General features: G+C 35.7%; 13 protein-coding genes. All 13 read left to right on the top strand.

What is annotated here, in order from left to right:
• Window positions 1-4: 4 nt before the first annotated feature.
• Window positions 5-760: a SurA N-terminal domain-containing protein gene (locus LJ207_RS07875; protein WP_229345832.1), complete on the top strand. Its 756-nt coding sequence runs from the start codon at window positions 5-7 to the stop codon at window positions 758-760.
• 131 nt (window positions 761-891) lie between these two features.
• A complete protein-coding gene (locus tag LJ207_RS07870; RefSeq protein ID WP_229345831.1) occupies window positions 892-1,587 on the top strand; it encodes a response regulator transcription factor in 696 nt (231 codons plus the stop codon).
• On the top strand, window positions 1,559-3,364 hold the full coding sequence (locus LJ207_RS07865) for a sensor histidine kinase (protein WP_229345830.1): 1,806 nt from the start codon (window positions 1,559-1,561) through the stop codon (window positions 3,362-3,364). The genes LJ207_RS07870 and LJ207_RS07865 overlap by 29 nt, the downstream gene beginning before the upstream one ends.
• Window positions 3,365-3,457: 93 nt before the next feature.
• Complete coding sequence (locus tag LJ207_RS07860; protein ID WP_229345829.1) at window positions 3,458-4,864, top strand: aminopeptidase; 1,407 nt, start codon at window positions 3,458-3,460, stop codon at window positions 4,862-4,864.
• Window positions 4,865-4,984: 120 nt separating this feature from the next.
• Entirely contained in the window at window positions 4,985-5,656 is a 672-nt protein-coding gene (gene pdo / locus LJ207_RS07855) for a protein disulfide oxidoreductase (RefSeq protein WP_229345828.1), read from the top strand.
• A 25-nt stretch (window positions 5,657-5,681) separates the two neighbouring features.
• Entirely contained in the window at window positions 5,682-6,002 is a 321-nt protein-coding gene (gene trxA, locus LJ207_RS07850; protein WP_229345827.1) for a thioredoxin, read from the top strand.
• Window positions 6,003-6,160: 158 nt separating this feature from the next.
• A complete protein-coding gene (locus LJ207_RS07845; protein WP_229345826.1) occupies window positions 6,161-6,568 on the top strand; it encodes an NADPH-dependent FMN reductase family protein in 408 nt (135 codons plus the stop codon).
• Window positions 6,569-6,660: 92 nt separating this feature from the next.
• Window positions 6,661-7,101, top strand: a complete 441-nt coding sequence (locus LJ207_RS07840) for a YwiB family protein (RefSeq protein WP_229345825.1) — start codon at window positions 6,661-6,663, stop codon at window positions 7,099-7,101.
• Between the two features lie 55 nt (window positions 7,102-7,156).
• Window positions 7,157-8,818: an arginine--tRNA ligase gene (gene argS, locus LJ207_RS07835; RefSeq protein ID WP_229345824.1), complete on the top strand. Its 1,662-nt coding sequence runs from the start codon at window positions 7,157-7,159 to the stop codon at window positions 8,816-8,818.
• Between the two features lie 27 nt (window positions 8,819-8,845).
• Entirely contained in the window at window positions 8,846-10,456 is a 1,611-nt protein-coding gene (gene pyrG / locus LJ207_RS07830; RefSeq protein WP_229345823.1) for a CTP synthase, read from the top strand.
• 10 nt (window positions 10,457-10,466) lie between these two features.
• Window positions 10,467-11,240: an enoyl-CoA hydratase/isomerase family protein gene (locus LJ207_RS07825; RefSeq protein WP_229345822.1), complete on the top strand. Its 774-nt coding sequence runs from the start codon at window positions 10,467-10,469 to the stop codon at window positions 11,238-11,240.
• A 117-nt stretch (window positions 11,241-11,357) separates the two neighbouring features.
• A complete protein-coding gene (locus LJ207_RS07820; RefSeq protein WP_229345821.1) occupies window positions 11,358-11,978 on the top strand; it encodes a hypothetical protein in 621 nt (206 codons plus the stop codon).
• Between the two features lie 47 nt (window positions 11,979-12,025).
• A partial coding sequence (locus LJ207_RS07815) for a class II fructose-bisphosphate aldolase (protein ID WP_369414175.1) occupies window positions 12,026-12,168 on the top strand: 143 nt, incomplete at its 3' end.

Below are 12,168 nucleotides of genomic sequence, written 5' to 3'. Positions count from 1 at the left end.
AATAATGAAGAAAATATTAATATCACTATTAGTTATAACTGTTCTGATTGTACCGACATCTGTTTTCGCCCAGGAAATGGATATGACTCCTGAGGAACCGGTTGATCCTAACATAGAGGAAGAAATCGGTGGCAATATTGTTGCTGAGGTTAATGGGGAAGAAATTACAGGTGAACAGTTAGCCCAACAGGCTAATGTAAATCAATTGCTGCAGGAGGTTGCTCAAATAGACCAGCAGTTAGCTCAGGTTTTAGTAGATACTGAAAGTGGTAATGCTGTTTTAGATGAATTTCAGGAACTTAAGCTTGATGCTTTAATTGACAATGTACTGCTTTCACAGCAGGCTGAAGAACTTGCTATAGAGTTAACTGATGAAGAGGTTGACGAAATTTATCAAAGTCAAAAAGAATCAATTAAAGAACAGAACAATCTTAGTGAAGAGGAATTCCTAGCTGTACTGGAAAATCAAGGTTTTGAATCTGAAGAAGAATATAAGCAGGCTTTTGCAGATAATCCTAGCTTAAAGGTAAATAAGCTGATTGAACAGGAAGTGTTAGGAAATATAGAAATTACTGAAGAAGAACTGCGTCAGGAATATGAAGAAAATGAAGAACAATTTGCTCAGGGTGGAGAAACCATTCCTTTTGAGCAGATTAAACCTCAGTTAGAACAAATGATGATGCAGCAGAGACAAAATGAAGTTATCAATGATTATATAGAAGGATTAAGAGATGATGCAAATATAGAAATTATGATTTAACTACTCCCTATATATTTGGATATGAACTGAGAACACCCTGCTGATTTGTGGCAGGGTGTTTTCTTTTTAAAGCTCAGATGATAAAATGTTATTTAGAAATAAAAAATCTCTCAGAAGAAAGGTGGCTGAAGATGAATAAAAAAAAGGTTTTAATCATAGATGATGATCCACATATTAGAGAAATATTGGATGACTACTTAAACTTTGAGGGTTTTGATGCCTTTTTAGCAGAAGATACAGAAAAAGGATTAAAAATACTGCAGGAAGAAATAATAGATATTTTAATTCTGGATATAATGCTTCCTGATGAAGATGGTTGGGAGTTCTGCCAGAAAATAAGGCCAGAATATGATCTTCCCATTATTTTTTTAAGTGCTAAAGACAAATCGGTCGATAAAATAACCGGTTTAGAATTGGGAGCAGATGATTATATAACTAAACCCTTCAGCCCCCGAGAGGTTGTAGCTAGAATTAAAGCTGTATTAAGGAGATATAATAAAGGTGCAGAAGCTGAAAAAACAATTAAATATGGTGAGTTAGTAATAAATCGCGAACAACATTTAATTAGTTTTAAAGGAGAAAAAATTGATTTAACTCCAAAAGAATTTTCTCTGCTCTGGCATCTGGCCGAAAATCCAAAAAAGGTCTTTAGAAGAGAAAGACTGCTTAAAGCTGTCTGGGGTTATGATTATTATGGTGATGTTAGAACAGTAGATACTCATATCAAATCTCTGCGTAAAAAGTTGGGGGAAGAAGCAGCAGAGGCAGTAGAAACGGTCTGGGGGGTGGGATATAAATTTGATAATCAAAAATTGGAAGAGCAATAGCCTTTTTACAAAATTATTATTCAGATTTATAGTTTTAGCTCTGATTTTAATCTCTGTTTTCGGTTTTATAATGATTTATTATCTTGAGGATTTCTTTTTCAATAGCAAAGAAAATGAAGTTTTGTCAAATTTAAATGAAATCAAAGCAGATCTTGAAGAACCTCTGCTGAGAGCTGATGATGATGAGGTTAATCAGATTTTAAATCTGACTGCCAGGATGAATAGAGGTCAAATTTGGTTAACAGATAGGACAGGTAATATACTTTATTCCTATCCTTCTCCTGAAGATGAACAGGTTAATATAGAGGGATTTGCTAATATTTTTGATAATAAAATACTTTCCAGTCGGGTTGAACCAGAGGGTTTTGATAATCCGATGGTCTTAAATGCCATTTCTATGGAGGCTGGTAATGAACAATATGGTCTGCTATTTTTTAGTTCAGTTGATGGGATTACTTCAACTATCAATCAGGTGAAACAGATTATGCTTTACCTTTCAGTTTTTTCAGCTTTTTTGGCCCTGTTGATAGCCTATTTATGGTCTAAGAGTATTGCAAAACCTTTAAAAAATATTACTACTGCTGCAGAGGAGATAAGTAGGGGTAATTTTACCGAACTTCCGGCTGAACAAAATACCAGAGAACTTAAAAACCTAGCTATAAGTATCAATAATATGTCCCGAAAGTTAAAAAAGAACCTTAATAATTTAAGGGAGGAAAAAAATAAGCTTAATCATATCTTATCAGGTATGGATGAGGGTGTGCTGGCTTTAAATAAAGAAAGAAAAATTATACTCTTAAATGATGCCTTTAAAAAGCTTTTTGCTGTTGATGGAGAAGAAAGTGCAGGTCTGCTCGATCAGTATAGAACTGAAGGTGAGAATCTAAGCGAAGAAAATTTAAGCGATATTATTCCTAATCGGGAGATAATGGACTTTATAGAAAGTACAATTGCTGATCAAGAAAGCAAGGTTATGGAGTTGAAACTGCAGACTCCAGAAGAAAAATATCTCCTCATTCACAGTACGGCAATTTTTAGAGGAGATGAGTTTTGGGGTGTTGTCCTGATCTTCCAGGATATAAGTGAGAGGTGGCGTTTCGAAAAATTACAAAATGATTTTGTTGCTAATGTATCACATGAATTAAAAACTCCCCTTTCTTCTATTAGAGGAGCGGCAGAGGTTGTTTTTGATGGTGCTGTAAGCAGTGAAAAAGCAAAGAATAAATATTTAAATATGATCATCAAAGAGGCAAATCATTTGGAGAAAATGGTCAACAATATTTTAAGCTTATCTGAACTTAAATCTGATTCTTTAAATAAAATTGAAGTTGAGTTTTCTGATTTTGTCTATAATTTAAGTCAAAACTACCGAGAGGTGAATAATATTAAACAAAACTTTAAGTATGAAATAGAAAAAGATATCAGATTAAAAGTTGATAGTGATAAAATAAAAAGGGTAATTATCAATCTCTTAGATAATGCTGTTAAATATTCTCCAGATCAGGGGGAGATAAAATTAAAGCTTAAAGACCTAGGATCTCAGATCAAATTTGCAATTGAAGATCAGGGCCCCGGTATTCCAGATGCAGAAGCCAAAAATATCTGGGAGAGGTTCTATAAAATCAACAAAAAAGATTATAATAATAAAAAGTCAGGTAGTGGTTTAGGTTTAGCTATTGCCAAAGATATAATTGAGCTTCATGGTGGAGAAATCTATCAAAAAAACACCGAAACAGGTTCAGAATTTGTCTTTTTACTCAACAAAGATAAAGAATAATTAAATTCTGATTTTGTTAATAGTTTACTTCTAATTTTTTATTTAGCCTGCTATAATATTTAAGACAGGATGTTTTTAAAAGGAGGTAGTTCGATGTCAGAAGAAAAAAAGCAAAAAGATAAATTCAGCTATGAGGCCAAAAATGCCTGGCTGGAAATGGGAGAAGAGGAAAGAAAAGAGGTTTTTTCTTTTAATAAAGAATATGCAGATTTTTTAACTGCTAATAAAACCGAAAGAGAATTCGTCAAAGCAGCAGTTAAGAAACTAGAAGCAGCCGGCTTTAAAAATATAGAGCAATTTGAAGAATTAAAAAAAGGTGATAAAGTTTATGCTCTTAATCGTTCTCGAGCCTTAATGGCTGCTGTAATAGGGGAAAAAGAACTAACAGAAGGTTTAAAGATTGTAGGTAGTCATATTGATTCACCCCGGCTTGATCTTAAACCAAATCCACTCTATGAAGAGGGAGAAATTGCTCTTTTTAAAACCCATTATTATGGGGGAGTTAAAAAATATCAGTGGGTTACTATGCCCCTGGCTTTACATGGTATAGTGGTTAAAGATGATGGAACAGAAGTAGAGATAAATATTGGGGAAAAGGATTCTGAGCCCATATTTTTCATCAGTGATCTTTTACCTCACCTCGGTAAAAGCCAGATGAAAAAATCAATGAAAGAGGGAATAACCGGTGAAAAGCTTAACTTAGTTGTCGGTAGTATTCCTGTTTCTGATCAGGATGCCAAAGCTAAAATAAAAACTGCAATCTTAGAGCATTTAAATAAAGAATATGGAATCAAAGAAGAGGACTTTATGAGTGCTGATCTGCAGGCTGTACCTGCTTTTAAAACCCGTGATGCAGGTTTTGATAGAGGTCTTTTAGCAGGTTATGGCCATGATGACAGGGTCTGTAGTTTTACAGCTCTAGAAGCTATTTTAGATCTTGGCCAACCCAAATCCACCTCAATGGTTCTGCTGATGGATAGAGAAGAAGTTGGCAGTATGGGCAGTACTGGAATGCAGTCTCACTTTTTTGAGGATCAGGTTGCTAATTTAGTGGACCTTTATTATGCTGATTACAGTGAACTACTTGTCCGCAGGGTAATGCAGAATTCTAAGGTTATCTCTGCTGATGTAAATGCAGCCTATGATCCAGATTTTGCTGATGTTTATGCAAAACATAATTCAGCTTATCTGGGTAAGGGAATAGTGATTTCTAAATATACTGGAGCCCGTGGTAAAGCTGGAGCTTCAGAAGCCAGGGCTGAATTTATGGCTGAGATAAGAGGACTCTTTAACAATAAAGGGGTAATCTGGCAGACAGCCGAATTGGGCAAAATTGATGAAGGTGGAGGAGGAACCATCGCCAAGTTTCTTGCTAATTACAGTATGGATGTAGTTGACTCCGGACCACCGGTGCTTTCTATGCATTCTCCTTATGAAGTAGTCAGTAAGGTAGATGTCTATAATAGTTATCTTGCCTATAATGTATTTCTAGAAAATTAATTTTGAGCTAATGTTAATTACTTTACTTTATTTATCAATATATCTTGTATAATAGATATAGTGCAAATTTGCTGCAGCCAATTTTATAATATTTTAGCTTAAATTAAGGAGTGATTTTTAATGGCAAAGATTGACCAAGAAGAAAAAGGGAAAATAAAAGATCTTTTTTCTGCAAACCTGAAAAACGAGGTAAAACTTCTTTTCTTTGCAAAAGAAAATGATTGTGAATATTGTGGAGATACAGAAGAAATTTTAAATGAAGTAACAGCTATTGATAAAAGAGTAAATTTTGAGAAATATTTTTTAGATAGTAAAAAAGCAGAAGAATTTAAGGTTGATAAAGCACCAGCAATAATATTTTTAGATGAAGAAGGTAAAGACATGGGAGTTCATTTTTATGGTATTCCTTCTGGTTATGAATTTACCTCTTTAATAGAAGATATTCTTGATGCTTCAGATAAGAGCCGAATCGATTTTTCTAAAAAGATCAAAACAGAAGTAGAGGCAATTGATTTTGCTGTTTCACTTCAGGTTTTTGTTACACCAACCTGCCCCTATTGTCCTAGAGCGGTAAGGGTTGCCCATCAGATGGCAATGTTGAATCCGAAAATTAAGGCAGCAATGATAGAGGCGGTAGAATTTGAAGAATTATCAGCCAGTTATGGTGTTTCTGGAGTACCAAAAACAGTAATTAATGATGGTGCAGCAGAACAGGTAGGGGCTGTTCCTGCCAAGACAATTCTTAAAAAGCTCCAAAGTTTAGCCGAAGATGCAGCAGTAGCTGCCGAATAATTATATATTAAGGGGGAAATTCAAAATGAGTAAAGCAGTAAAAGTAACAGATGTGACATTTCAAGATGAAGTAATAGGTGCCGATAAACCGGTAGTTGTTGATTTTTGGGCAGAATGGTGTGGTCCCTGTAAAATGGTAGCACCTGTGGTAGAAGAGATAGCCCAGGAATATGATGATACTATTAAGGTTGCCAAATTAAATGTTGATGAAAATCAAGCAATAGCTTCTCAATATGGAATTATGAGTATTCCAACCATGTTGGTTTTTGAAAACGGAGAAGTTAAAGATAAACTTGTTGGCTATATGCCAAAAGATAAGCTTGTCAGCAAATTGGGCCTAAAATAATTTAATAAATTTTATAGACCCCTCCTCTACCTAGAGTATTAGAAAATGAGTGGGGTCTTTTTTTTGTTTAAATCTAATTTGATAAATAATTCTTAAATTGCCCTGTAAAAAGCCATTTTTTTATGATAGAATTAAGAATGAAAAAAGGAGGGCTTAATTTGCAGCGGATATTAATTATTCATACATCTGATGAAGATTTAAAAGAAATTGCAGAAGGCATAAAAGAGGGTGCAGAAAAAAATGGTTTTCGGGTAGAGTTAAGAAATACAGCTGATGGAGCCGGAGGAGTTTCCTTTTATCCCTATGACCTCATAATTGCAGGTAGTCCAACCCTTGGCATATTTAAAGGGAAGATTGACAACTCATTAAGAAAATTTCTGACAGATGTTAAAAGAACTACCGGTCAGGTTGCCTATGCTTATGTTAAGCCCAGATTTTTTGCAACAAAAAAAGCACTTAAAGAAGTTATGGCTGCCCTTGAAGAACAGGGCTGTATAGTCAAGAATTTTAAAGCTATTAAAGACCATCAATCAGCTGTAGAATTTGGCGAGAATATTAAAATATAGTATTTTCTTGACCGCAGTTAATTTTAGCTGTGGTTTTTTCAAGTTAAATCTTTTTCTTTTTAAGTTTAAGCAATTTTGGAGTGATAGAAGATATGAGCAAAAAAGTTTTGATAAAATTAGAAAATAAGCAGGATTTTAGTGGTAAACAGCCTGCTGTAGATATTAAGCATGAATTTAATGGTGAGCTCTATATAAAAAAAGAAAAATATTATCTCAGCTATAATGACCATTCTGAAGGTATAGATGGAGCTAGAACTATTTTGAAAATCGATCCAGAAAGAGAAAGGGTTTTGCTGCTGCGGGAGGAACCCGCCGAGATGAAGCAGACCTTCAAAAAGGCCGAAAAAATCAAAGGCTATTTTAAAACAGCCTATGGAAAATTAGAGTTAGCTGTTAAAACCAGTGACTTAAAAATTGATATTGAGGATAATAATGGTATAATAAAGATTGAGTATCATCTTTTTTTGGGGGGAGAACTGAGTTCAAACCATAAATTAAAACTTAGTTATAGTAAAGAAGGAATTGAAAATTAAGTATTAAATAAAAGTATTATAAATATTAAGCAATAAATATAGGAGGTTAAGTGTTTTGTATAAAAATTTACAGGCTTTAGTAGAGGCTAAATTAATTAGTGCTCTGGCCGAAAGTGTAAAAAAAGCTATTTATGAAAGTGAACTTGAATTAGAGGGAGTACCGGAGATTTCTATTGAACAGCCCCGGGAAAAAGAACATGGAGATTATGCCAGCAATCTTGCGATGACAGCAGCTTCTCAAGCTGGGATGAATCCTCGTAAAATTGCAGAAATAATCGTCGAAAACTTTGCAGGGGAAGGTGTAGAAGAGATTTCTATTGCTGGCCCTGGTTTTATTAATTTTAAGTTAAAAAAGAACTGGCTTTATGAGAATCTTAAACTGATCAATAAACTTGAAGCTGACTATGGGAAAATAGATACAGGTCAGGGTAAAAAGGTGCAGATAGAATTTGTCTCTGCCAATCCAACCGGACCACTTCATGTCGGCCACAGCAGGGGAGCTGTAGTTGGAGATGTATGTGCTTCGATTATGGAAGCTGCAGGTTATGATGTAGAAAGAGAATACTATATCAATGATGCAGGTAATCAGATGGACATCCTAGCTGAATCAACCCTGCTCCGCTATCAGGAACTTTGTGGTAAAGAAGTAGAGCTGCCTGAAGATCTTTATGCAGGTGATTATGTAATAGAAATTGCTGAAGACCTCTATCAGGAATATGGTCAAGAAATACTGGAAAAAGATAAAGAAAGACAACTTGATATCTGTAGAGAATTTGCCTATCAGGATATGCTGGCAAAAATCAAAGCAGATTTAAATAAATTTGGAATAGAATTTGATAACTGGTTTAGTGAGAGAACTCTCCATCCAGATAAAATAAATGAAGCTGTTGAGCTTTTAAGAGATAAAGGCTATATCTATGAAAAAGAAGCAGCACTCTGGTTTAAATCAAGTCAATTTGGAGATGATAAAGATAGAGTTGTAATCAAATCAGATGGTTCACCAACCTATTTAGCTGCTGATATAGCTTATCACCTCGATAAATTAGAAAGAGGATTTGATAAGTTGATCAATGTCTGGGGTGCAGATCATCACGGTTACATACCTAGGATGAAAGCAGTTATAGAAGCTTTTGGTTATGATAGAGATACCTTAGAAATAATAGTGGTTCAGATGGTAAATCTGCTTCGAAACGGAGAAAAAATGCAGATGTCCAAAAGAGCAGGTAGTTTTGTAACCATGAATGAGGTTAACGAAGAAGTAGGAAGAGATGCTGCCCGCTATTATTATATAATGAGAAGTTCGGACAGTCATTTGGACTTTGATTTGGAGCTTGCCAAAGAAGAATCAAGTAATAACCCTGTTTATTATGTTCAATACGCTCATGCCAGGATTCATAGTATCATAGATAATGCAGAACTCCAGCCTGAATCTGATAATTTAGAACTGCTAACTGATCCTGCAGAAGTAGATTTGATGAAAATGCTGGCTAGTTTTCCAGAAGAAATAAAATTAAGTGCAGAGTCCAGACAGCCCCATCACCTGACAGCTTATGCCTATGATCTGGCCACAGCCTTTCATGCTTTTTATAATAATTGTCGGGTTAATACAGATAATAGCCAGCTCTCAGGGGCCAGACTTTATCTTGTTGATGCTGCCCGCCAGGTGCTTAAAAATGTTTTAACACTGCTGGGGATTAGTGCCCCTGCAGAAATGTAATCAATTTAATTGGAGGAGATAGTAAAAATGACCAAATATATCTTTATAACAGGAGGAGTTGTTTCTGCCCTTGGCAAAGGTATTACAGCTGCCTCACTGGGCCGTCTGCTTAAAAGCAGGGGTTTAAAAATAAGTATTCAAAAATTTGACCCTTATATTAACTATGATCCCGGAACAATGAGCCCTTATCAGCACGGAGAAGTTTTTGTAACAGATGATGGGGCCGAAACCGACCTTGATTTAGGTCATTACGAGCGTTTTATCGATACAAATTTGAGTCAGAGTAATAATGTAACTACAGGTAAGATCTATGGCTCGGTAATCCGCAAAGAACGGCGGGGAGAATATTTAGGAGCCACTGTTCAGGTTATTCCCCATATCACTGATGAAATCAAAGAGAGAATAACCAGAGTTGGAAGGGAAACAAATGCTGATGTAGTATTAACCGAAATAGGTGGTACGGTTGGTGATATAGAAAGTCTTCCTTTTCTAGAAGCAATAAGACAATTAAAAAATGATCTTGGTAAAGACAATATCCTCTATATTCACTGTACTTTAGTTCCCTATTTGAAAACGGCCGGAGAGCTCAAAACCAAACCTACTCAGCACAGCATCAAAGAAATGCGCAGTATTGGTATTCAACCTGATGTTGTTGTCTGCCGCTCTGATCGACAATTAACCCAGGAGGTTAAGGATAAGATCTCCCTTTTTGGTAATGTAGAAAAAGAAGATGTTGTGCAGCTGGTTGATGCAGAACATATTTATGAAGTTCCGCTGATGCTGGAAAAAGAGGGTTTAGCTGATAATGCTGTTAGTAAATTAAAATTAGAAGATAGAATTGAAGCGGTTGACCTTGCAGAATGGAAAAACCTGGTTGATAAAATAAAAAATCTTGATCATACTGTCAGAATCGGTATTGTTGGTAAATATGTTGAACTTCCAGATGCTTACATAAGTATAGCAGAATCTTTCACTCATGCAGGGGTGGCAAACAATTCCGAGGTTGAGATTGAATATATTTATGCTGAAGAACTTGAAGATGAAGCCAATCTCAAAAATATTCTTGATAAATTAGATGGTATTTTAGTACCCGGTGGCTTTGGTGATCGTGGTATTGAAGGTAAGCTTAAAGCAGTAAAATATGCCAGAGAAAATAAGATTCCCTATTTTGGAATCTGTTTGGGGATGCAGTGTGCTGTAATAGAATATGCCCGTAATGTTCTAGGACTTGAAGATGCAAATAGTTCCGAATTTGATCCTAAAACAGATCATCCTGTGATTGCACTGATGCCAGACCAGCATGATGTGGAGGATATGGGAGGAACAATGAGACTGGGCCTTTATCCCTGTAAACTTGCCGAAGAGAGTATCAGCCGAAAATCATATAATGAAGAAGTTATTTATGAACGCCACCGCCATCGTTATGAATTCAACAATCAATATCGTGAGCAAGTAAAAGGGGCAGGAATGATTTTGAGTGGTTTATCACCAGATGAGAGACTGGTAGAGATCATAGAGATTCCCGCTCATCCCTGGTTTGTTGGTGTACAGTTCCATCCAGAATTTAAATCACGACCCAATAGACCACATCCACTATTTGTTAGTTTTATTGCAGCTGCTCTTGAGAACAAAAATTAGGGGGTAAATCATGTCAGGAAAATATATCACATCTAAGTATGAAGCTTCAATTGCAACAGTTACTTTTGATCGAGCTGAGGTTTTAAATGCCTATAATGAAGAATTTTTAGATGAGCTTCTTCAAACTTTAAAAGAAGTTTTTAGCAGAGATGAGCTTGGAGCTGTAATTCTTACAGCAGCAGGCAAAAAAGCATTCTCTGTAGGTGGTGATATAGACTATTTAGAAAAATTGGATAGTCAGGAGGCTAAAGAGCTTTCCCAAAAAGGACATCAGATTTGCAATTTAATTGAAGAAAGTTGTCCGGTTGTGATTGCTGCTGTAGACGGATATGCTTTAGGTGGAGGTATGGAAATTGCTCTGGCCTGTGATATCAGGATAGCTTCTACTAGAGCTCGCTTTGGTCAACCAGAAGTTAAGTTGGGGATCATACCTGCTTTTGGAGGTACCCAGCGTTTACCCAGGTTAATTGGGGTCGGTGAGGCTAAAGAGCTACTTTATACAGGTGATATTATTGATGCTAATTTAGCTTATGAACTTGGTTTGATCAATAAAGTTGTAACCCCGCGCTCCCTCTATTCTTCTGCTAGAGAGCTTGCTTTACAGATCACAGATCGTTCTGCTCAAGCTGTGACAATGATCAAAAGAGCTATCAACAAAGGTTATAGGCAGGGAATAGATGCTGGCAGTAAATATGAAAGCAATGCCTTTGCTGAGTGTTTTAAAAATGAAGAGCACAGCAAAAGGATTAGAGAAATCAAAAGAATAGTCAAAGATGACAATTAAAACTGGTAGCTCCTTAATCTAATTTTGAAGTTAAAAAAGGATTTTTAATTGAAATGAAGAATAGTTAGATTAAGGAGGTGAAGACCTGACCTTAAACAGTACGGTCGGGCTCTAATTATGATTATTGATTATTCTACTACCATAGCTCTAAACTGCCCTGCTTGTGGCCGTCTGGAAAGAGATGAGTTAAACATCTTTGCTTTACCACTTGCAGAAATTAAAAAAATTCACTGCAGTTGTGGTGCTCTTAAGTTAACAGTTAAGAGAAAAGAGAGTTCAAAAATAGAGATAGATTATTTCTGTCTGCACTGTGATACCAGTCATCAAATGCTGTTGTCTTCAGATCTTTTCTGGCATTCAGATTCAATTATTTCTCTTCCCTGTGAGGAAACAGGTCTTAACCCGGGCTTTTTTGGGCCTACCGAAAAAGTTAATCATGAAATCAAGGCAGAAAAAAAAGATTTAGATTTAATGGCTGCAGAACTGGGATTTGATGATTTTAAATCTCCAGAAATTATGCTGCAGGCTTTAGATATCCTTGATGATATTGCTGCTGCAGGTTCACTAAGCTGTGAATGCGGCAGTCAGGATTTGAATATAAAATTATTTTCTGATAAAATTCAGATTGTATGCAATCAATGTGGTACTCATCTAAATATTCCAGCTGCCAGAAATTCTGATTTACATACTTTAAGGCAGTTAAATGTGGTGAGGCTGCATCGTGTTCAGGGAAAATAATCTTTTCTCCCTGAATATTAAACAAAAAAACAGGAGGTTTATTAATTATGAATTTAGTTCCAATGGCTGACATTCTTCAGGATGCCCACAAAAGAACTTATGGTGTAGGTGGTTTTAACATTAATAACATGGAGTTTCTCCAGGGTATAATAAGGGGTGCTGAAGAACTTAATTCGCCATTAATTCTCCA

The sequence above is a fragment of the Halanaerobium polyolivorans genome (assembly GCF_020711195.1).
Classification (GTDB): domain Bacteria; phylum Bacillota; class Halanaerobiia; order Halanaerobiales; family Halanaerobiaceae; genus Halanaerobium; species Halanaerobium polyolivorans.
Note: the sequence above shows the minus strand (reverse complement) of the source record. Positions and strands in the feature narration are given on the sequence as shown.